The 22,081-nt window shown below is 47.5% G+C and carries 16 protein-coding genes; 13 read left to right on the top strand and 3 right to left on the bottom strand.

Going from position 1 to position 22,081, the window contains the following annotated elements; all coding sequences use genetic code 11:
* The 7 genes from ABV001_RS01415 to ABV001_RS01385 all read left to right on the top strand — a co-directional run.
* Positions 1–219 (top strand): tetratricopeptide repeat protein (locus ABV001_RS01415; RefSeq protein ID WP_352421156.1); only part of this gene is annotated, 219 nt, incomplete at its 5' end.
* Between the two features lie 63 nt (positions 220–282).
* Positions 283–1,836 (top strand): Mfa1 family fimbria major subunit, encoded by a 1,554-nt coding sequence (locus ABV001_RS01410; RefSeq protein ID WP_352421155.1) that lies wholly within the window; start codon positions 283–285, stop codon positions 1,834–1,836.
* A 93-nt stretch (positions 1,837–1,929) separates the two neighbouring features.
* The gene (locus tag ABV001_RS01405; protein WP_352421154.1) at positions 1,930–2,919 is read left to right on the top strand and encodes a FimB/Mfa2 family fimbrial subunit; all 990 of its coding nucleotides are present in this window, start codon (positions 1,930–1,932) and stop codon (positions 2,917–2,919) included.
* 71 nt (positions 2,920–2,990) lie between these two features.
* Positions 2,991–4,385: a fimbrial protein gene (locus tag ABV001_RS01400; protein WP_352421153.1), complete on the top strand. Its 1,395-nt coding sequence runs from the start codon at positions 2,991–2,993 to the stop codon at positions 4,383–4,385.
* A 6-nt stretch (positions 4,386–4,391) separates the two neighbouring features.
* Positions 4,392–5,501, top strand: a complete 1,110-nt coding sequence (locus ABV001_RS01395; RefSeq protein ID WP_352421152.1) for a fimbrial protein — start codon at positions 4,392–4,394, stop codon at positions 5,499–5,501.
* 37 nt (positions 5,502–5,538) lie between these two features.
* Positions 5,539–6,402, top strand: a complete 864-nt coding sequence (locus ABV001_RS01390) for a leucine-rich repeat domain-containing protein (RefSeq protein WP_352421151.1) — start codon at positions 5,539–5,541, stop codon at positions 6,400–6,402.
* A gap of 79 nt (positions 6,403–6,481) precedes the next feature.
* Positions 6,482–10,696 (top strand): hypothetical protein, encoded by a 4,215-nt coding sequence (locus ABV001_RS01385; RefSeq protein ID WP_352421150.1) that lies wholly within the window; start codon positions 6,482–6,484, stop codon positions 10,694–10,696.
* Positions 10,697–11,017: 321 nt separating this feature from the next.
* Here the strand turns inward: ABV001_RS01385 and ABV001_RS01380 are convergent, their stop codons facing one another.
* From ABV001_RS01380 to ABV001_RS01370, 3 genes are all read right to left on the bottom strand, one after another.
* Positions 11,018–12,511: an RNA/DNA-binding domain-containing protein gene (locus ABV001_RS01380; protein WP_352421149.1), complete on the bottom strand. Its 1,494-nt coding sequence runs from the start codon at positions 12,509–12,511 to the stop codon at positions 11,018–11,020.
* A 154-nt stretch (positions 12,512–12,665) separates the two neighbouring features.
* Positions 12,666–13,025, bottom strand: a complete 360-nt coding sequence (locus ABV001_RS01375; RefSeq protein WP_352421148.1) for a hypothetical protein — start codon at positions 13,023–13,025, stop codon at positions 12,666–12,668.
* An 11-nt stretch (positions 13,026–13,036) separates the two neighbouring features.
* On the bottom strand, positions 13,037–13,192 hold the full coding sequence (locus ABV001_RS01370; RefSeq protein WP_352421147.1) for a hypothetical protein: 156 nt from the start codon (positions 13,190–13,192) through the stop codon (positions 13,037–13,039).
* 596 nt (positions 13,193–13,788) lie between these two features.
* On the opposite strand from ABV001_RS01370, the gene ABV001_RS01365 reads away from it, so the two are divergent.
* From ABV001_RS01365 to ABV001_RS01340, 6 genes are all read left to right on the top strand, one after another.
* Positions 13,789–13,980 (top strand): hypothetical protein, encoded by a 192-nt coding sequence (locus tag ABV001_RS01365; protein ID WP_352421146.1) that lies wholly within the window; start codon positions 13,789–13,791, stop codon positions 13,978–13,980.
* 103 nt (positions 13,981–14,083) lie between these two features.
* On the top strand, positions 14,084–15,061 hold the full coding sequence (locus ABV001_RS01360) for a lytic transglycosylase domain-containing protein (protein WP_352421145.1): 978 nt from the start codon (positions 14,084–14,086) through the stop codon (positions 15,059–15,061).
* Positions 15,062–15,088: 27 nt separating this feature from the next.
* Positions 15,089–17,911, top strand: a complete 2,823-nt coding sequence (uvrA, locus tag ABV001_RS01355; protein ID WP_352421157.1) for an excinuclease ABC subunit UvrA — start codon at positions 15,089–15,091, stop codon at positions 17,909–17,911.
* A gap of 158 nt (positions 17,912–18,069) precedes the next feature.
* Entirely contained in the window at positions 18,070–18,570 is a 501-nt protein-coding gene (tpx, locus tag ABV001_RS01350; RefSeq protein WP_352421144.1) for a thiol peroxidase, read from the top strand.
* Between the two features lie 478 nt (positions 18,571–19,048).
* On the top strand, positions 19,049–21,595 hold the full coding sequence (locus ABV001_RS01345) for an FtsK/SpoIIIE family DNA translocase (protein WP_352421143.1): 2,547 nt from the start codon (positions 19,049–19,051) through the stop codon (positions 21,593–21,595).
* A 50-nt stretch (positions 21,596–21,645) separates the two neighbouring features.
* Positions 21,646–21,831, top strand: a complete 186-nt coding sequence (locus ABV001_RS01340; protein ID WP_352421142.1) for a nucleotidyltransferase family protein — start codon at positions 21,646–21,648, stop codon at positions 21,829–21,831.
* Positions 21,832–22,081: the final 250 nt, after the last annotated feature.

Genomic DNA, 22,081 nt, shown 5'->3' with positions numbered 1-22,081 from the left:
GCCTCGGCAGACATAGAGGGAGGCAACATGGACGGCGCCATCGCCCGGATGAACAAGATCGCCGACAATCCCAAGGTATGGAACAACCTCGGTGTGGCGTACGCCCGCAAGGGTGACTTCGACAAGGCGAAGGAATACTTTGAAAAAGCCGCCGCAGAAGGTGACAACGACGCCCGCGCCAACCTGAAGGAGCTGCGTAAGGTGACTGTAAACGATTAAACAACAGAGAGATTACAATAACAATTTAAAAAACCAATTTTATTCATTATTAATTTTCAGAACATGAGAAAATTTAGCAAATTATTTTTAGCGACCGTGATAGCCCTCGGAATGGGGTTCACGGCATGCAACAGCGACGATGTGCCTACGGCTCCGTCATCTGTGGATGGTGATTCCTGGGCAAGCATCACGGTCAAGTTTCCCGCCGGAGCAACCTTGAAAGCGTCGTTGCCGGGTGATTACAATGAAAAGGGAACCTATACGGGACGTGACGTGATTGAAACGGTAGATGTGTTTCTGGTAAACGCCGGAACCGGAACAGTGAACTACAACTCGTTTGCAAAAAGTTCTTTTGCCGAAATCGATGAAACCGGAGTATTAAAACCTAACCTGGCGCTGACCGCCACCGCAGGGGAGAATATCAAGGTATATGCAGTCATCAATGGGAATAGCGATATCTTGAACACGCTGAAGGGAACCGGCGCGGCAGGCTTTGCCACAGCATTTGCCGGTGAGGCTACCAAGAACGCGGCAGACGTGGCCACATTCATTAGCGCGGATAAGAAAGAAAAAATCATGATGACCAACGACGAGGACGACTATACCATAAATGTAGAAGCCGGAGTCACGAAAGAGGATGCTATAGCAGGTACTGCTAACCATGTGCAGGTAAACGTGGACCGCGTGGTATCGCGTGCCATGTTGACAGTCCAAACTGAAGCCACTACAGGTTCAGGATGGCCGGTAAAAGCTACGATTGGTGGCGCCGAAACAGAGATCGCTACCGTCACCGGCGTTACTTATGCCGTTGGACAGAGCAACAAGAAGTTCTATATTATGAAAAAGAGCGATTATCAGGTACCTGCTCCGGTGTACACTTACACACCCGGCGAAAATTGGGCAACCGAAGCGAATACGATGTTTGATTATAGCGGCCTTGCCAGTTTCACCGAGGTGACGCAATATACCTATAACGCTGATTTGGAAGGACTTCCTGCCCTTCTCAACGCGGAAGAGACCAGTAAATTCGTATTGCCGGTAAACCACCTGATAGACAAAACTCCGGCGGAAGCAAGAGAGGGTTACAAAAAAGGGAACACCACCTATATGGAGATCCGAGCAACATTCGTGCCGAAGGAAGTTGATGGTGCAGCTTATACCGGTGCTGCAGAAACCGTTTACCTGGGTGCCAATGACAGCAAGTTCTATAGCACAAGGGAATTGGCCGAAGCTGAAGGACAACAAGCCACCGAATACAAAGACGGTGTGATGAAGTATGTGATCTGGTTGAACCCCAATGACCTGGTGGCAACCCCTGCTCTACCCAACCCGATGGTTTCGCCCACTGTCCGCAACCAGGTTTACCATGCCCATATTAACGCTTTCACCGCCATGGGCGTGCCCAACAACCCGTTGAACCCCGGTCAGCCCGGCGATCCCGATGATCCTGACAATCCCGAAATACCCGGCGATCCCGATGATCCAAACAATCCGAAAAATCCTATCGATCCCGAAGATCCATTGAAGACCGATGTCACCTACCTTTCCGTATCGGTAAAAGTACTGCCTTGGACAATGCACTCCTATGGCATCAACTTAGGTGAAGACATCTATTGATAAGAGATTATTTCCACATTATCCGGAGGAAGAAATTCCTCTTCCTCCGGATTTTTTTAAGCAAACAACAATTTTTTTTCAAAAACGCAACGAATGATGAATGTACGAAACAAGATATTGATAACGCTGTTCGCGTTGGGAACAATTTTCTGGGGTTGCGACTCCCTGATCTATGATGATCTGGCCGATTGTCCCCAAGGTGTATATGTGAAATTCTACTCAATGACACCTTGTGCCACAGATTCAACGTTCTTGGGGAGCGTACCCTCGCTCACCCTGTTCGCGTTTGATGAAACTGACAGGCTGGTTACTTCCGTCACGCAAAGCAATGTAACGTTGAGCCGCGACTATGAGGTGCTGATGCCCGTATCCGACGGCAGTTTCACTTTTATCGGCTGGGCAGGCGTCAACGACAAGTTCACGGTTTCATCGTTTACCAACGGCACCACCACCAAAAAGGATGTAATGCTCAAGTTGAACGCCACTTCTGGTGTGGCAGCCAGTCTGGAGGGCACTCAATTGTGGCAGGGCGAAAGCCCCGCCGTGTACCTGCCCGACCCGGCGAAGTACGGCACACTCTACAAGCACACCTCCATCAATCTGAGGGAAATAACCAACCGGGTAAAAGTAATTGCCGAGTTCGACAAACTCACAATGAAAGATTATGACACGAAAGCGCTTCATGTGGAAGTCTCATCGGTCAACGGCACATTACGGATAGACGGATCGATGCCGATCAACGAAACCGCGTTGACCTATCCCTTTGCCGGACCGGCGTATGCCGACAACCTGGTCACCTGGGACTACTCCACATTGGCATTGAAAACAGGCTATAACAATAAATTGCATATTTTTTATACCGGCAACAAGGAAGAAGGCGAGACAGTCTTCAACGGCGACCTGATTGCCATGATCCTGCTAGCGGCACAAAACGGGAAAGCAAACCTCGACTGCGACAATGATTTCACCATCAAGGTGCTTATCAAGGATTATTGCGTGGAATGCTGGGAAAACAACCCCGCTTTCAGTTGCTCCATCTATGTGAACGACTGGCTGATACACAGCTACCAGACAGACTTGTAATTTAGAGGTATTTCCGGATTCCCTCCCGGGATAGAATGGATTGGAAACTGTAAACGACGAAAAAATAGAATATGAGTAATAGATCAATATATAGTATTATCCTGCTTCTGGCTGTCATGCTGCCGTTTACCGCCTGCGACTCGTTTATTTATGATGACCAGCCGGGTGAAGAACCAACAGGCGAAGCTGCAAAGGTCTACCTCTCGGTGAGCATACAGGCCGCGCGCACGAGCGGGCTAAGGACGATCAACGAGCATGCGAATTTCGAAGACCGTGTCCACGACCTTGCCTTGCTCGTCTTTGATACCGGCTCCGGGGAAAAAGTAGGCCAGTTTTTTGGAGAAGGCATAGCCAAAGAGAGGACCCACTATACTTTCACAGTGGAACTGACACCCGGGCAACGCGATTTCTATTTCGTGGCGAATATGCCCATGGCAGGTTTGAAAGACATAGATACCAGAACAGGCATGGAGACCTATTTGAAAACCTTTACAGAGGGGACTTTCAATCGTGACCTGGATGCCGCCCTCTATCTGGGCGCGACCGACACGGAAGGATTCCCCATGTCGAGGGTGTATGCCAACCAGGAGGTGACACGGGGCGGAACCGCCATTCAACCCAAACCGTTCCTGCCGGTACCTGTGGTGGGGGAACCTGCCGAGGATGTGGTAAGGATGATCCGTGTGGTAGCCAAGTTGGAGGTCGATTTCGGAACCAATATCAACAAGATCGCAAACGTCTATTACAAGAACGCGTTCCGGCAGTTCAGCCTGACGGCACCGGACTATACGCCTGTAGCCTATTATACGGTCTCTCCTCCAAACACAAAAGGGAATCCACTCAAGCCTGTGGGTAATACTTTTGTCTATTATATGCCCGAAGCACTGATGGATAACCCCGCATGGAGCGCGACCGGACACCAGCCGGTGAACTATTTTGTCATCGAGACCGTCGATGGCGCACTCTTTAATATTCCCATCATCACCAATACCCCCGCAGAGATACCCGATGGCAACTATATGAAATTTGCCACCGGCAATGCAACCACGCAACCCAACTATAATATTTACCGCAACCACCATTACCATTATACGGTGGATAATCTGGAAAATATAGAAATCTTCTACCAGGTCAATCCCTGGGACAAGGTCACCAAAAAACTCTTTATGGGCTATGGCTACAACGTGGAGGTGGATGAGGATGGTAATATCACCATCACCAACACGCTGGATGACTGCATGCCGCACAAGGTGCGCCTCGAAACCATGAACGGCGCCCTGTTCGTAGGTGATCCCGCTCCTTCGGTGGTGGAATTCGGATATGATGAGACGCAGACGCCCGATCCCCTCAAATTAAAAACCGGCTATGCCGAACAGTTCAAAGTGAACAAGGAGTCTGTGGCTTCGGGAGCGGAATATCTGAAAGTCTCCTATAACAACGTTGAGGTATATACCTTTAAGAAGTAACGAGCAATGAATATGAGAAAAATAGCCCATATATCCGCCGCCTTGCTGTTGGGACTGCTTTTTGCCGCCTGCGACAGCGGGCAGGAGATACCGCAGCCTGCCGACAAGACGGTGGAGATAGCGTTCAATATAGACAATTACACGAAAGTGATCACCAATATGAAAAGTGCATCTTCCGCTGCCGCGACCCGCGCGACAGATGTGGGCACTGCTCAAGAAAGCGAGGTGAAGGATTTTTATATTTTCCTGTTTCGCGAAAACACGCAGCAACTGATCGGGAAATATTACGTCGCGAATGCGGCTGCCGATGGATCCGTCACAGGCGGTACAGGCGGAACGTATGTTGTCGCTGAAAAGAAAGCGTCCCTCAACTTGACACAGGCCGAAGCCGGCAAATGCGACGTCTATATTGTTGCCAATGCCACGGACAATGATGTAAAAGCCACGTTGGATGGCATTACCGCCACAACAGCCAATCCGCTTGACGCAGTAAAATCTGTATCGAGATCCGTCAACACACCGTGGTCAGCCACCCTGTCCACCCCCATATTGATGTCGGGCTACAAAAACCATGATTTCATCTCCGACCGGCAGCTGGATCATGTCAATCTGGTGCGCGCCTTGGCCAAGGTCGAACTGAAGATCACACTCAAGGCGGAACACCAAAGCACGCCCGTGGTAAGGGAAGGTGATTTCAGTGATCCCTCTGCCATTTTGATAAATAAGCCACAATATCACTACGCTTTCCTGAATTTCGACCAACGAACTTATGCGCTCAAACCCGCCTCGAAAGAGAGCCTCTTGACCGCCCCGAATGCGGTGGCAGACCTCCGTAACCCGGCAACGGGAGGATGGAGCTGGTCAGTTTGGAACACTTTGGGAACTTATCTGCCCGAGGGTGCGACCGACAACACAAATGTGACAGGCTTGAATCTGGTCACCTATATCAACGAAAGGGTTCCGGAAGTCCCTGCCAAGCCGTTATCCGCCATCGGCATCAAAATGCCCTATAACGGCCCCACGCCGCCGCCCGAATTCGGTCCCGACGTCACCCAGATATTTCTCCCGACCACCATCGCGCGCAATAACTGGTACGTGTACAATGTTGAATTATGAGTTGTGAGTCATGACTTCTACTTTTTAAATAAAGAATATGAGCATACATAAAATATCCATAGTTTTAGCCATCCTCGCCATCAGCGTGACAAGCTGCCAGCAGGAAGATTTTGGAGGTCCGGGCACCCCTTCCTCTCCGATCGAGTCGGGCAGCGTGGTCTCGCTTACCACCACCCGTGCCGACGGCATGGTGGGCATCGCGGTAGATGCCCCGGCCACACTCCGCGCCGGCGTATGGATCGACCTCGATGGCGACGGCAAACGTGCCGAAGACGGATCGGAAGATATCACCGCCTTCAATATCTACCGCGATTACAAGCTCGCGACCGCCAAGCAGTCGGTATCGGTGTATGGAGATATCACCTATTTCGCCGCGGCATCCAATGAGCTATCCGCATTGGACGTGTCGGGCAACCCGTCCCTGCAGACATTGAACGTGCCGCTCAACGGGCTTTACACGCTCGACCTCTCCAAAAACACGGCATTAGTCCGTTTGGATGTCTCGGGCAACCGGCTCTCCTCGCTCAACGTGTCGCAAAACAATGCACTGACTACCCTTTGGGCATTCGACAACCAACTCTCCACATTGGATGTGTCGCGCAACAGCGCCCTCGCCTTCCTGGACGTGTCGGGCAATTCGCTCACTTCGCTCGACGTGACCAAGAACGCGGAACTGTCGCGCCTCTTGTGCTACAATAACCAACTATCTGTGTTGGATATCTCGCAAAACAGCAAGTTGAACCGCCTCTGGGCGTTCGACAACCCCTTCTCCGCCGACGAGACAGACCGTATCATCGCCTCACTGCAAGCTGTATCACAGGGGGATCTGTGGCTTTCCATCGACCCCATCGCCGCAGAAAAGGCAAATGCCCTCGCCCTGAAAGGTTGGACGGCGAACTGACACGAAATCCATGGAATAGAATGAAACTGTTTCGATAAGCGTAAAAAAAGCAAAACGACGATACAAACCAAGACATAAGATGATGACAAAAAACATACACTCCAATTATAGATTCACGGTAAAAGCGGGCATCCTGTCACTTTTTGTGCTGATAGGCGTTTTTCAGGCAGGGGCACAGGTACGTGTTGGCTTTCAGCCACGTACCTCACAGCAGGCACCCGGCGATTATAAAGGTGTGCAGAATTACTATCTGCAAGGGGATTTCACGATGATCGGAAATACCAACATTACCTTACGCTCCTATACCGATGGTGGATCTAATGGAAATGTCCAGATGGATTACGTGGATATTGATGGCGATGTGAACACATTGAATTCCTCATCGGCACAATTGGTTATTCCGGATGCCGCCTGTTCTGAAATTATTTATGCCGGACTCTATTGGACGGGACGGGCACATGATGCCACTACCAGTGCCCATACGTTTAATGTGACCAAAACCATTATCGCCCCGGGAGCAGCCATTAACCTGAACAATCAACAGGCGTCCTATGATAATGCGTTGTCATCTTATACGGGTTATACCTTTAATCAAGTATCACGGCAACAGGAAGGTACATCTATTAATCGCACTTATTACCCAAGATACGGTATCGAGGGAACAGGATTGACAACCTACTACTTTCGAATTACCAACGATACCAATAACAGAGTGCAAGTAAGCACCTCAACAAGTGGTCCTTGGACAACTTTGCCGAGTAGTTATAATACCTCAACAGGTATGGCTACATTAAACACGCCGCATCAAATTACCATAGATAACGTGGTCTTATCAATTACCGGTTTTGTTAGAAATCCGGCTACAGATGGGAATGCGAATTCTTATCAAAATGCAGCCCGTATCATTTACAATGTGTCCGGAAACCAAAATATATCCCAATCGGTGACGAAAAATTTCGACAAGAAAAAAGTACAGCTTAAAAAGGAAGGAGAGAACTATCAGGAAATAACCGCTTTAAGCGATGCCATTTATTATCCATCAGGAAATCCTAATCCGGATGGTGTTATGTATTCTGCCTATGCCGATATAACCAATTATGTGCGTCAGCATGGCGTGGGCAATTATTTTGTGGCGGATATTGCACTCCGTGAGGGAAATGGCGGAGGCACCGGTTATTATGGTGGCTGGGGAATGGTGGTTATCTACAAAAACCCGGCGATGAAATGGCGCGACATCACCGTTTTTGACGGTCATGCTTATGTAGCGGGAAGTACTACGGTAAACCATGAATTATCCGTTTCCGGTTTCAGGGCAGCCCAAAACGGAGATGTGAATGTGACGATGGGTATGATGGCGGGCGAAGGGGATGTGGGTATTTCCGGAGATTATTTTGAAATCACAAATGCCGCCAACAATAATTGGGTAAGGTTAAACCATAGCGGCAATACCACCGGTAATTTCTTCAACTCATCCATCAACACGGGAGGAAACCTGCGAAATCCGACATTGGCAAACAATACCGGATTAGATATAGCCCGCTTTGATTTGTCGAATACAAATAATGTGCTGATTGCCAACAATGCCACAAGTACGCGTTTTCGCTACGGCAGTACGCAGGACACCTATGTGATTTTCAATATCGTCCTTGCCGTCGATGCCTACGTACCGTTGGTTATCGGGGAAAACTCGCCAGGAACTACCACACCTACATCGGGTCGAACCGTTGATCCCGGACAAGAACTGGATTTTCATCTGGATATCTACAACAAAGGCGAGGAAGCGGTCAATAACACCAAGATAGAGATCCCGATACCGTATAACCTGCATTATGTGCCTGATCCGGTAGCTGTACAAGGAACACATCAGTCAATAAAAATCTCTAACAATACCACTGCATATTGGGTGCCACCTGCATACGCACCATCGGGAGCATCGCCTGCCGATTATGCCGGAGGTACCTTGGTTTGGGAGATCGGTCATTTACCGTATGATGTCTCTAAAGAAATCTTACAAGGTACGTTGAATTATAAATTTAAAGTAACCGATAACTGTGCCTTGCTGACAACGGTAGGTCCTTGCGGATTAAGTATAAACATAAACGGTACGGTTTCCGGTGTTGGAGCTACTTCCACCACTGCCGTTTCGGCACCGTTAGTAAAAGGAGGGACAAGCTCGACTTGTGGAGGAAATGATTTCGACGATTATGAATCGACCATTGAAGTAAGTGCTGAATTCAAAACACAATGCGCACCACCACCGGTGGTAGATGGCGCGTTGCAGTTCGTAGCGGATTGTTCGTTGCCGAACAATGTATTCCCTCGTGCCGATATTGCAGACCATTATCCATTAGGCACGAAATTCTTTACGAGCGAGCCAACGAGTTACGACCAAACGACCAACGTGTTAACAGGTGATTTCCCTGTTAACCCCAATAATACGAAAACAACCTATTGGGCAGTAGTACCGGGCATGGCCCCGGGTTGCCATATCATGCTGCAGACAGTGCTTGAGCCCTGTAAAACCAACTACTGGATGGGTGGCACTACCGGCAAGGAAAACGACTGGGACGAAAAGGATAACTGGACAGGAAATAGAGTACCCGACGAGGGAGAGGATATTGAATTTGCCACCGCGGTTAACAACAATGGCAATCCGGCCATTGCTGACCTCTATTTGGACAATGTCAATCAGAATAATACCGGTGGACGTGTAATCGGCGACCTGACCAATAATTCAAACATGAATTTAGTGATTACCACCGGTAACCAGTTAATCATACAGGGTGAGGTAAAACCAAAAGCAGACGCGTCGAGCACAGGTACTATCGTGGTGAAAGCGGATCCGAATAATGCTGTGCCCAACGGCACGCTGATCCTCAACCCGGCAATTCCCTCCAACCTCTCCGTACAGGCAGAAGTGGAGTTCTATAACGGGGCTTATGAGTGCGACGATTGCGGATTCTACCGTAACAGTTGGCAATATTTTGGTATTCCCGTGCAGACATCCACGATTATACCTCCGTTCACCGGTAACCAAACCGTCAACAAGTGGACCGAACCGGCCAACGGCAACAAGTGGATCGGGGCGACAGTGCCATTGGAGGCATTCGCCGGTTATGAGGTCACCCGAAAGGATAACGCCGAACCTACCGCCGCCAACGCTATCCATACGTTCAAAGGCACACTCAATGTGTTCAACAATACGCACACGATCCCGCTATCTTATACCGGAACGGTAAACTATCGCGGAATGAACTTAGTGGGCAACTCGTTCACCGCGGCGATTCCCATCAATCAAACTGCGTTGAAGTTCTCGGGGAATGTCGACAATACGGTCTACCTGTTCAATACCGGCACGCGTGACGAATGGCGCAAACTCAACGGCGCCGTTACGGCAGGAGTGGCTTCAGGAAGCTACATCTCTGTTCCCATACATGTTGCTGGAATGGAACAACTTCCTATAATGATACCTTCCACCCACGCGTTTATGGTACAGGTTCATGAGACTGCCACGCTCACCCTCGACTATTCCACATTGGTGAAGAACCAAACGGTGGCAGGGCCGAATGGACAGGTGGCTACCCGCTCGGCTTCCGGTTCGACTTCTACCGCCGCTCCCGCGGGAACAACCGCCGCCGTGCAACAGCTACCTTCCCTCAGGATGGATGTGATGGGCGAGCAGTCGGCCGACCGGGTATGGATCTTCGCCAAGGAGGGAACTACCCGCGGTTTCGACAACGGTTGGGACAGCCACAAGATGGCCGAAAGTGGCATCGCGCAGCTCTATGTGATGGATGACACCGGCAAGGAACAATTCCAGGTGGCCACTGTGCCGGGATTGGACAACGTGACCCTCGGCTTCACCGCCGACGCGGATGGGAAGTACACCATCGACTTCGCCTTGTCCGACCACTGGACATCCCAAGAGATTTATCTGCAAGACCTCTCCACGGGAACGCGGACGCGTGTCACAAAGAACGGCTCCTACACCTTCTCGGCGAAGAAAGGGGATTCCACCGCACGATTCCGCCTCTCCTCCTCGGGTGATATCCCGATAACCGATGAGGCGGCGATGATCACGGTGAACACTACAGCCGACGGCCATATCGCCATTGTCAACAACGGTAGCAGCGACTGCACGGTATTTGTCTCCAACACGGCAGGAACTCTCCTGCAAAAGCTGGAGGTGAAAGCCGGCAGCGAACAGGTGGTGGAGAACCCGGGCACCGGCAGTTATGTGGTGCGCCTGCAGAACGCGGTGATCAACGATGTGAGGAGAGTGGTGGTGAGATGAAAACTAAAATTTAAAAGTTATTAGCTGGTTTGGTGCCTAAGCGGTTAGGTGATAGAAGTTACGAAACCCGGTATGTCTCAGGATATGCCGGGTTTTGTGTGCTGATAAGTGGCGACATCATATACACTGACTTATACACTAACTTAGACATTTGTAGTTATTTTTCCAAGTTCAGATAAGCAATTCCTGTGGTGGTGATATAAAAAAGCAGACTTAGTTACTTGACTTAGTTCCATTTTAATTTGCAATGAAATATGTAATAAAACACTTAGACACAAATAGAAATAAAATAATTTAAAGAGACTTGGTTACCCTACTTGGTTACTTTGAAAGATAGGTCAATCCTACTTCTGACGTCATATACTGTTGCTTGGAACTGTTTGGTTTATTTGGGGTTGTCAAGAGAAGCAAATTTAACTCAACTAAAGGCGTTATGTATCTGTTATGATTTTTTGTCTGATTGGATACCTGAAGCATATCCATTATTTCTTTTCGACTTTTTGCTTGTCTGCAAAGATTCAAAATTTCTAACGCCTTGGGCGATTCTAAAGGAAGCAATTCTTCTTCTTTTAAAAATTCAGGATGTACGGGCAATACAGCCAAAAAATGGGTATGGATGTCGTCTGTCTCGAAAGAGGGCTGCGGCGAACCGTTTTGTTCCATTTTCCGGTAAATGATCGGGAAGCCTGTCCCCCGTCCTTCGGTCAAATCGAGTTCTTTCAGGAAATCGCCGATACGGCGGTTACGGTAGCTGCGGGAAAATATTTTTCTTTGCTTCAGGGCTTCCTTGTCGACAGGAGGTAATGGCCCCGGAAAAGAGAGCACAACCAACTTGTCGGGATAAACGCTTATCTCGATTGGGTCAGGGATTTCATAACTGCGGTGATAGTAGGCATTCGCCACAATCTCCTCGACTGCTTCATAGGGATAATTCCAAATCCTCAGTGCTTCTGCCTGCCCGGGTATTTTAATCACCTTTTCAGTCAAGACAATATTTCTCAAATATTCCAGCACATTCTTTATCTGTTTGAAAAGCGCGCCGCGGAAAATATTTTCTGTAAATTGAATCCCATCATAATCCTTATATAAAACAACTTCAGAGACTGCACCTCGGAAAAATTTATGAGGCTCACGATTGAAAAACAATAACGCTGCATTCACTGGCCGAAGATATTCCTTCGGTCCTTTGAGCAACTGCATCTGTAGCGCAAGCTCTTCTTTCCCGATATTTGCAGCTTCACTATGAAGGTCGCTCCCTACCTCATATAAAAATTCTACCAGTAAATCCTTATCGAGTTCGTCGACTGAGGCTTGGTGGTTTATCCGGTCGTCAAAGGGCAAAGCAATTGAAATTGTGTTCAGGAAACGCTCTTCCTCTTTTGAGGCCGGTTTGCTCACAGAGCCTTGACGGATATAAACCCGTTTGGGGGAACCTTTGCTGAGTGTTTGAGGAACTTTATAGGGACGCTCATCACCTCCCGGAACCCAAATGATAAAAATCAACCTGTCCTGGTACACTACCGGTGCTGTGACCGGAATATAATGCGGTGCTATTTTGTGCGATAACTCGACCAACTCCTTTTGCATATGGTCGATTTGGTTTTCCTGTAATCCTGCGGGAGGGAAAGAGGGTTGTCCATCCTTTTCATCAACGCCAATCACAATATAACCTCCGCCCCAATTGTTGATGTCATTGGCAAAGGCACAGATAGTATGAATGACCTCTTCGGGATTCCAGCCTTTTTTAAATTCCAGCCTGTCCCATTCAATCACCCTCCCTGTGAGCAACTCGTTTATATTAATTGGCAGCGGCATATTGATCAGTAATGAATAACGTATCCATGCAAAATTAATAATAATATTTCATTATTAGCGCATTACGGTAAAAATAACTTTGCGTGTGCCTAATTGGAAAAGTGGTTAGGTAGCTAAGCGGTTAGGTGGTAAAAGTTACGAAACCCGGTATGTCTCAGGATATGCCGGGTTTTGTGTGCTGATAAGTGACTCCTAATCTTCCTACTAAAACCGCAGGATAGCTTCTGAAATGCTTTTCCCGGGGAATTTCTTTTATAAGTTTCTTTTTTCTTGCATTGGGTAGGAAATTGACCTTTATACTATCGTTTGAAACGGTGAATACACATACTATCTCTTTCGGATTTTCATCCAATAGAAAACAATAAGATTTCCCCAGAAATTCTTTCTCGTAGTGTAAGGAATCATTTCTGAAAAAATCGTTCAAATCATCATGTCCGCAATCAAACGGAAATGAACTGTCAAGAAATTCTTTAGACAGCCTTGAGAAAGTACATTTTTCTTCAAGAAAATTCACTTCTTGAGGTTTTAGATATTGGCTTTCTTCAAGATAGAAACAGAACTCCTGTATTGCTCCTTAAAGTTGACAGAACCCTTTCGGGAAGTTGCCCTTTCCGTTTTTCGGACAAACTCCGAGGCTGTCTTATCCTTGAGTATTGGAATACCTTTGATTGTTATTGCCATATTTTCACTCTCCTTTCATACGCAAAAATAATGATTTCAGACGAATTAGCTGTTTTTTGATAAAAAATTGATTAGACATCGAACTCACGTTATTTAAGGAGTCATCCGCAATACGCACTGAAAGGGCTACGTATCTCTATGTTGGGCTATCAAGATCAAATTTCATCTCACTCATAATATATAACGTTTTAATATCCTATATACCATTTCTATCTCTCTTTTGTACTGTTTGTTATCTTTCTTCAAAAAAGTGTTTAAGAGAAGAACACGTGTGCATTCTGTGAATTAACCGTAAACATTGAGTTTCATCTGTATCAAAAGTAATATATTTATTACTTTTGATACAGATATATCGGTTAGAAAAATTTGTATTTATTGCATCTAATTCTTATGAAGGGCAAACGGTAGATGAGCTGAAAAAGGAAAAGTCGCAATAGCCGCATCATGCTACACATATTTTCAGAGTTCTAATTTGTCTATTATTGTCCAAATATTTAATCGAGAATTTTTATTAAATAAAAATTTAATCTAACAAACCCACTTTAAGGCGATTTATTTTAATTAAAACAGACCAATCAACTAACAGTTAATTCACGATGAAAAACAAAAAGGAAAAATTATTCAGGAAAATGACAGCAGTTCTGTTATTTTCGTTTCTATTCTGCTCTGTGGGTGCTTTCCCTGAAACAGTGGTAATAGCTATTTTTACTTTGTCTTTTGCAGGTGATGGTTTCCGTCATCTGCAAAAGGCAGGGTTCGTATTTCATGAAGGGTTCGTATCTCATTAATTTCCAAGTTTCATAAAAAACGATTATCTTTGTTCTACTCAACAATATGCCGGCATCCACCTGCCGGGAAAATAGTATAAGAATTCACAAAGCTACAACAAGAATGAAGAAATCGACGCTATTGATCTCTTTCTCTATACTGATAATAGGATTGGGGGCGCTTTTCTTTGCCCTCACATCGGGAAGCAATGTCGAAAAAACCGAAGCGGAAAGACCGTTGGTTCTCTCCATGACTGCCTCGGTGGCTATCCCCGAGAGCATGGAGTTCGCGGGAGAACAGATCACTTTCGACCGGTATGATAAAAGGGAGAGGATGGACCGGGAACTGAACAGTTTCACCTACTTCCACTCCACTACCCTCCTGCTTTTCAAAAGGGCCAACCGCCTCTTCCCGATGATTGAACCGATCCTCAAACAACAGGGGGTTCCCGACGACCTGAAGTATCTGGCTGTAATAGAAAGCAGCCTCGATCCCAGGGCGGTCTCTCCTGCCCGCGCTGCGGGACTCTGGCAATTTCTCCAAAGTACGGGTAAACAATATGGGTTGGAGGCCACATCCGATGTGGATGAACGTTACCACGTAGAAAAATCGACCATAGCCGCCTGCCGCTATCTGAAAGAGACTTACCACAGGCATGGCTCATGGAGCGCCGCCGCATTGTCGTATAACGGAGGACAAGCGCGCATCACTAACGGATTGAGGGATCAGGGAGTGGATGATTCGCTCGACCTCTGGCTGGTAGAAGAGACCTCCCGTTATTACTATCGAATGCTCGCCATCAAGCTGATCTTCGAAAACCCGCAACAATACGGATTCGTCATAAGACCGGAACATCTCTATAAGCCCATGCAATTCAAAGAGGTAAGGGTATCTTCCTCCATACCTGACCTGGCAGCTTTCGCCAAACAGCACAACATCACCTATGCGCAGTTGAAAGACTTCAACTCATGGCTGCGAAACACCAGCCTGAGCAACCCGTCGGGTAAAACCTACACCCTGCTTATCCCCACGCAGGACGATCTCTATTACAGGAAAGGGGAAAGTCCAAAGGTACACAATCCGGCATGGGTAGTGAAATAAAACATGGATGGTAAAATAAAAAAGAGTATGACATCCGAAACTGAAAAAATTGAAGTGTACGGCGCACGCGTACACAACTTAAAAAATATTGATGTGACAATTCCCCGCGATTCCCTCACGGTAATTACCGGATTGAGCGGCAGTGGAAAATCATCGCTCGCCTTCGACACCATCTTCGCCGAAGGCCAACGGCGTTACATCGAGACTTTCTCGGCTTATGCCCGTGGATTCCTGGGCAAGATGGAACGTCCCGACGTGGACAAGATCACCGGCCTAAGCCCGGTCATTTCCATCGAACAGAAGACCACCAACAAAAATCCACGTTCTACCGTCGGCACCACTACGGAGGTATATGATTTCCTCCGCCTGCTTTATGCCCGTGCCGGTGAAGCCTATTCCTATATCACCGGCGAGAAAATGGTGAAATATACCGACAGCCAGATATTGGAACTGATATTGGAGAAATATATCGGTAAAAAGATCTATATCCTTGCGCCGGTAGTAAGAAACCGTAAAGGACACTACAAGGAACTGTTCGAGCAGATCCGGAAAAAAGGATACCTCAACGTGAGAGTCGACGGCGAGATCAGGGAGATCATCCCCGGCATGCGTGTAGACAGGTACAAGAACCACAACATCGAAATCCTTATCGATAAGCTGGTTGTGTCCAACAAGTTTGCAGATAAATTGCAAAGCAGCGTGCGTACCGCCATGAAGCAGGGTTCCGGCCTGATCCTTATCCATGATGTAGAAGCCGATGAAGTGCGCCATTACAGCCGCAGCCTGATGTGTCCCACTACCGGTCTCTCCTATAATGAACCGGCACCCCACAATTTTTCTTTCAACTCCCCGCAGGGAGCCTGTCCCCGCTGCAAGGGCATCGGTTCGGTCGACCAGATCGATATCGAGAAGGTCATCCCCGACCCCACCCTGAGCATTGCCGGGGGAGGTATCACCCCCCTCGGGAAAGAACGGAGCAACCTGCTCTTCTGGCAAATCGCGGCCATCTGCGAGAAATATGGAGTGACCCTGAAAACGCCCATCAAAGATATCCCCAAGGAGGCCATCGATGAGATCATGTATGGCACCGACGAACGACTAAAAATAAAAAACGAGTCGCTGGGCAACTCCAATTATATGGTCTCCTACGAAGGGGTTACCAAATACATCGAAATGCAGCAGGAGGACGAAGCCTCGGCTACCGCCCAGAAATGGGCGGGGCAATTCATCACCACTTCGGTCTGCCCCGAATGCCATGGGCAACGGCTCAACAAAGAAGCGCTCCATTTCAGGATCAACGGGAAAAATATCGCAGAACTGGCAGAGATGGATATTCACTCACTGTATCAGTGGATTATCTCTTCCGAGACAGCCGTGACCGAGAAACAACGGTTGATTGCCGGCGAAATCCAAAAAGAGATTCTTTCGCGCCTTCAGTTTCTGCTGGATGTGGGGTTGGGCTATCTGTCACTCTCCCGTTCGTCGGCATCCCTCTCGGGCGGGGAGAGCCAGCGTATCCGTCTGGCTACCCAGATAGGATCGCAGCTGGTGAATGTGCTTTATATACTCGACGAGCCCAGCATAGGCCTCCACCAACGCGATAACCACCGCCTGATCGACTCACTGAAAAAACTGCGCGATTCGGGTAATTCGGTAGTGGTGGTGGAACACGACAAGGATATGATGCTGGCATCCGACTATATCGTGGATATGGGGCCTTTTGCCGGACAAAAGGGAGGAGATGTGGTATTTGAGGGACTCCCCTCCGAAATGCTGAAAAGAAACACGCTTACCTCCAACTACCTGAACGGCAAGTTAGAAATCGCCATCCCCGAAAAAAGAAGGAAAGGGAGCGGTAAAAGCCTGACTATTGAAGGAGCGTCGGGCAACAACCTGAAAAATGTGACGGCCACCTTCCCGCTCGGCACGCTGATCTGCGTGACAGGCGTTTCCGGAAGCGGAAAATCGACATTGATCAATGAGACACTGCAACCTATTCTCAGCCAGAAATTTTACCGGTCGTTAAAAGATCCCCTGCCCTACCAATCTGTGAAAGGGATTGAACACCTCGATAAAGTAGTAAGCGTGGACCAGTCCCCCATCGGCCGTACGCCCCGCTCCAACCCGGCGACTTACACCGGCGTCTTCTCCGATATCCGGATGCTGTTCGCCGGTATGCCCGAAGCCAAGATCAGGGGGTATAAACCGGGACGCTTCTCTTTTAATGTGAAAGGAGGCCGCTGTGAAAAATGCGGCGGTAACGGGTATAAAACCATCGAAATGAATTTCCTGCCCGACGTGATGGTTCCCTGTGAAGAGTGCCATGGCAAACGATACAATCGTGAGACTCTCGAAGTGCGGTTCAAAGGCAAATCGATAGCCGACGTGCTGGACATGACCATCAACGAGGCGGTGGATTTCTTTGAAAATGTACCCAGCATATTACATAAGATAAAAGTATTGCAGGAGGTCGGATTAGGATATATCAAGCTGGGACAATCCTCCACTACCCTATCCGGAGGGGAGAGCCAGCGTGTGAAACTGGCCACCGAGCTGGCGAGAATTGACACGGGTAATACCCTGTATGTGCTGGATGAACCCACTACAGGACTCCACTTCGAAGATATCCGCGTACTTCTGGGCGTATTGAATAAATTGGTAGATAAAGGCAATACCGTAATTGTCATCGAACACAACCTCGATATGATCAAGTGTGCCGATTATATTATCGATCTGGGGCCGGAAGGAGGAGAGAGAGGCGGCCGGCTCCTTGCAAAAGGGACACCCGAGGAGATCGTAAGGGACGGAGAAAGTTATACGGCTGTATATCTAAAGCAAGAACTACAATGACATGCATATAAAGTTAAAAATGTCATAGCCATGAACATTTAAATCACCTCTTTGTTTAGTGATTACAGTAAAGGGACATTGTAATCGAAAAGGACAGAGAGTAGATTCGTGAGGATAATTGAATATAAGGTATAATATTTATTTAGCAATAATATATAATGGCAAGTATTACATTTAAAGGCAATCCCGTCCATACATCCGGAGAGTTGCCCTCAAAAGGCACGGCAGCACCCGATTTCACATTGGTGAAGGGCGATCTTTCAGAAGCAGGGTTATCAGATTTCAAAGGGAAATATGTTGTACTCAATATCTTCCCGAGTATTGATACCGGCGTATGCGCCGCCTCGGTGCGCCGCTTCAATCAGGAAGCCGCTTCATTAAAAAATACGGTAGTGCTGTGTATCTCTGCAGATTTGCCCTTCGCTGCCGGAAGATTCTGTGCTGCAGAAGGTATTGAAAATGTTGTAACGCTTTCCTGTTTCCGCAACAAGTCGTTCGGCGAAGATTACGGTTTGCTGATGACAGACGGCCCGCTTAATGGTCTTTTGGCCCGGGCGGTGGTGGTAGTGGATCCTGAAGGGAAAGTAGTACATACCGAACTGGTTCCTGAGATTGCACAGGAGCCGGATTATCATTCTGCAATCAACTCGATAGTGTAGTTTGTTTCATGAAGATTGTGTTAACAAGGAAGGTCTGCGAAGTGATTCGCGGACCTTTCGCTTTTTAGCCCATACATGCCGACCGGATTTACTTCTGCAACGGTGTAAGGATATTGGCTTTTTTCTTAACACACAAAGTATCAAGCAGGAAGCGTTTTTTATCACACCGTCAAATACTATTTCACAAAGGTCGGGATTCTCCACCTTATACTTGTTATTTAGATGCAAGAAATATGTAAATCGCTGCCTCTAAAAAGTTAAACTACACTAACAGACATGAAATGAAAATTGAAAAAATCCTTCGGGGTGAAACAAGAAAATGAATTGTGCGTAGTAGCACAATGACAAGCGCGTTCTATCTAACTAATATATTTTACAGGCACTTACTTTGTTTGCACCTATTCTTCTGTCATACGATTTTTTTTATTACTTTTGCACTGACGCTTTTATAAAGCGTAAATGCTGAAAGATATCCTATATGGCCAAAAGAAAGAAAAAAAGGCAAAGCCCAAGACAGAAACCAAAACAAGGACAAAAGAAGCGAATCGTCTCCTTTTTGAAAAATGAACGGGTACATTTCATTTCGGGGGTGATTGTCGCCTTCATCGGTATTTTCATGCTGCTTGCCATTATATCCTTCTTCTTTACCGGCGCGGCCGACCAAAGCAAAGTAATCAATAAAACATATATGGAGGTCGTCCGTTCAGGTGCCTCCGAGATAGACAACTGGACGGGGGCAGGGGGGGCCTACGTGGCGGAAAGACTGGTGAACGACTGGTTTGGCCTCTTCTCCGCACTTATCCCCATCTTCCTGATCTATATCGGGCTGCGTATAATGAATGTAACGAAACTCTCATTCCTGAAAGCTCTTTTTATCACCGCATTCGGCCTTATCGGCGGCTCCGTCACCAGCGCTTTCATCCTGGACAGGCTCTTCCCCGACACACATGTAAAATGGGGGGGCGCACACGGTACCCAGATTGAACAGATATTGGAAAACAGTGTGGGATGGCCGGGAGTTATATTGCTCATCTTATTGTTCATCACTATTATTGTGGTGGTACTCCGGAAGAGTTCGATGTACAGGATACAGGAGACGCTGATCAACACTACATCCTCTTTTGTTCCGCAAGAAGAGACATCCTCTGCCACAGGGGAAGGAGACTGGGATGAGCCTGAAAAAGAGAAAAAACCGGGATTGCTCAAACGGTTCTTCATCTGGCTGAAGGAAGTAAACGCCCTCAGGAAAGAGGAACACGACCAGGAAGCAACAGGGGGGGAAGAAACAGTTCAAACAACGGAACGGGATGACTCATCGGCATATACGCCCCACAATTCTACCGGGGCGCAGCCTATATCTCCGAAACCACTTGTAACAAAAAAGCCATTTCCGGTGGAGGATGATTTCGAAGTGATTGTTCCCGAAGATGATGAAACAGCCACCCATACACCCCATGCGGAGAATGACAAGCAAAAAGAAGGAACGAAGGCCACTGAAGAATTGATGCCCGAATTAGAGGAAGATTACGACCCGAGAAGAGATCTCTCTTCATTCAGGTTCCCCACCATGAACCTGTTGAAGATATACAACACGGGTGACCGCGCAGTGGATATGAATGAGCAGAATGAGAACAAGGAAAGGATCATTCACACGCTACGCAACTACGGTATAGAAATCACTTCCATCAAAGCAACCGTAGGGCCCACCATCACCCTTTACGAAATCGTGCCGCAGGCGGGCGTGCGTATCTCCAAGATCAGAAACCTCGAAGACGATATTGCCCTCAGCCTCTCGGCACTGGGCATCCGTATCATTGCCCCCATGCCGGGAAAAGGAACCATCGGTATCGAGGTACCCAATAAAGACCCGCAGATCGTTTCGATGCAATCGGTGATCAGCTCCAAGAAATTCCAGGAATGTGACTATGAACTGCCTGTGGCATTGGGAAAGACGATCACCAACGAAGTATTTATGTTCGACCTCACCAAGATGCCCCACTTGTTGGTAGCAGGGGCTACCGGACAGGGAAAGTCAGTCGGATTAAATGCCATTATCACTTCCCTGTTGTATAAGAAACACCCTTCGGAGATGAAGATGGTGCTGGTCGACCCCAAGATGGTGGAATTCAATATCTACTCGGCCATAGAGAAGCATTACCTGGCCAAGCTGCCGGATGAGGAGAAAGCTATCATCACCGATATCACCAAAGTGACCCAGACGTTGAACTCCCTTACCAAGGAAATGGACGACCGATATGAGTTACTGATGAAAGCGCATGTCCGTACCATTAAAGAGTACAACGAAAAATTCATCAAACGGCGGCTGAACCCCGAAAAAGGACATCGCTACATGCCCTATATCGTGGTGGTGATTGATGAGTTCGGCGACCTGATCATGACGGCCGGTAAAGAGATTGAAATGCCTATAGCCCGTATCGCGCAGAAAGCACGTGCCGTGGGAATTCACATGGTAATCGCCACACAGCGTCCCACCACCAATATCATCACGGGTACCATCAAAGCCAACTTCCCCGCCAGAATGGCTTTCAGGGTTACTTCCCAGATCGACTCCCGTACCATCCTCGACATGAGCGGGGCCAACCAGCTCATCGGACGGGGTGATATGCTCTTCTCTCAAGGTAGCAATCTTATCCGTATCCAATGTGCTTTCGTGGATACTCCCGAAGTGGAAGAAATCTCCCAATATATCGGGAAGCAGCAGGGATATGACTTTGCCTTCCCGCTTCCGGAAGTGATTTCCGATATTGAATCCGGTCCCGGCACGACCGACCTGGGTGACAAGGATCCGCTTTTCGACGAGGCTGCCCGTCTTATCGTGGTACATCAACAGGGGTCCACTTCTCTTATCCAGCGCAAGTTTTCCATTGGTTATAACCGTGCCGGAAGGCTGATGGATCAACTCGAAGCCGCAGGGATAGTAGGTGCCGTGCAGGGCAGCAAACCGCGTGAAGTATTCATCGCCGACGAATACTCGTTGGAGAAGCTATTGGATTCATTACGGTAATAGGTATGATATACAACCAATGGACTTACAAAAATAAATGTCACATAAAGATGAAAACTCTCCTGCAAATAAAATCAGAAATAAACGAGCAGAAACAACATTTGTTTTTGACATATCCCATAAAATCAATGGCCATTTTCGGCTCATCTGCTCGTGGTGAACAAGATGAAAAAAGTGATCTGGATATTTTGGTTGAGTTTAATGACAAGACAGGAATTCATTTGATCGATTATTGAAACATATCTTGATGAGTTAATTGACCGGTTGTTGAAAGTAGTGAGAAGAGACAAGGATTCAAAATAAACTAATTCCCGTTTTTATCGTCTAATTCATCAAATAAACCAAAAATAAGTTCCTATGTTTAAACTTGGAAAAGACGGATAGGTAGTCCAGTAAAAAAGCTATATCATTTTAGTTAACTTTGTTTTGGAGATAACAATCTTAACTTAAACAATATAGCTTATGAATACAGGACAAAGTAACAAA

The organism is Proteiniphilum sp. (assembly GCF_040307845.1).
Classification (GTDB): domain Bacteria; phylum Bacteroidota; class Bacteroidia; order Bacteroidales; family Dysgonomonadaceae; genus Proteiniphilum.
This window is presented reverse-complemented; position numbering and strand designations above follow the sequence as displayed.

Excerpts from the sequence above, each read along its gene's own strand:
- ABV001_RS01400 (WP_352421153.1), top strand. The coding sequence starts at position 2,991 with ATGAGTAATAGATCAATATATAGTATTATCCTGCTTCTGGCTGTCATG.
- ABV001_RS01405 (WP_352421154.1), top strand. The coding sequence starts at position 1,930 with ATGATGAATGTACGAAACAAGATATTGATAACGCTGTTCGCGTTGGGA.
- uvrA (WP_352421157.1), top strand. The coding sequence starts at position 15,089 with ATGACATCCGAAACTGAAAAAATTGAAGTGTACGGCGCACGCGTACAC.
- ABV001_RS01360 (WP_352421145.1), top strand. The coding sequence starts at position 14,084 with ATGAAGAAATCGACGCTATTGATCTCTTTCTCTATACTGATAATAGGA.
- ABV001_RS01385 (WP_352421150.1), top strand. The coding sequence starts at position 6,482 with ATGATGACAAAAAACATACACTCCAATTATAGATTCACGGTAAAAGCG.
- ABV001_RS01370 (WP_352421147.1), bottom strand. The coding sequence starts at position 13,192 with ATGGCAATAACAATCAAAGGTATTCCAATACTCAAGGATAAGACAGCC.
- ABV001_RS01365 (WP_352421146.1), top strand. The coding sequence starts at position 13,789 with ATGAAAAACAAAAAGGAAAAATTATTCAGGAAAATGACAGCAGTTCTG.
- tpx (WP_352421144.1), top strand. The coding sequence starts at position 18,070 with ATGGCAAGTATTACATTTAAAGGCAATCCCGTCCATACATCCGGAGAG.
- ABV001_RS01340 (WP_352421142.1), top strand. The coding sequence starts at position 21,646 with ATGAAAACTCTCCTGCAAATAAAATCAGAAATAAACGAGCAGAAACAA.
- ABV001_RS01390 (WP_352421151.1), top strand. The coding sequence starts at position 5,539 with ATGAGCATACATAAAATATCCATAGTTTTAGCCATCCTCGCCATCAGC.
- ABV001_RS01345 (WP_352421143.1), top strand. The coding sequence starts at position 19,049 with ATGGCCAAAAGAAAGAAAAAAAGGCAAAGCCCAAGACAGAAACCAAAA.
- ABV001_RS01395 (WP_352421152.1), top strand. The coding sequence starts at position 4,392 with ATGAATATGAGAAAAATAGCCCATATATCCGCCGCCTTGCTGTTGGGA.
- ABV001_RS01380 (WP_352421149.1), bottom strand. The coding sequence starts at position 12,511 with ATGCCGCTGCCAATTAATATAAACGAGTTGCTCACAGGGAGGGTGATT.
- ABV001_RS01410 (WP_352421155.1), top strand. The coding sequence starts at position 283 with ATGAGAAAATTTAGCAAATTATTTTTAGCGACCGTGATAGCCCTCGGA.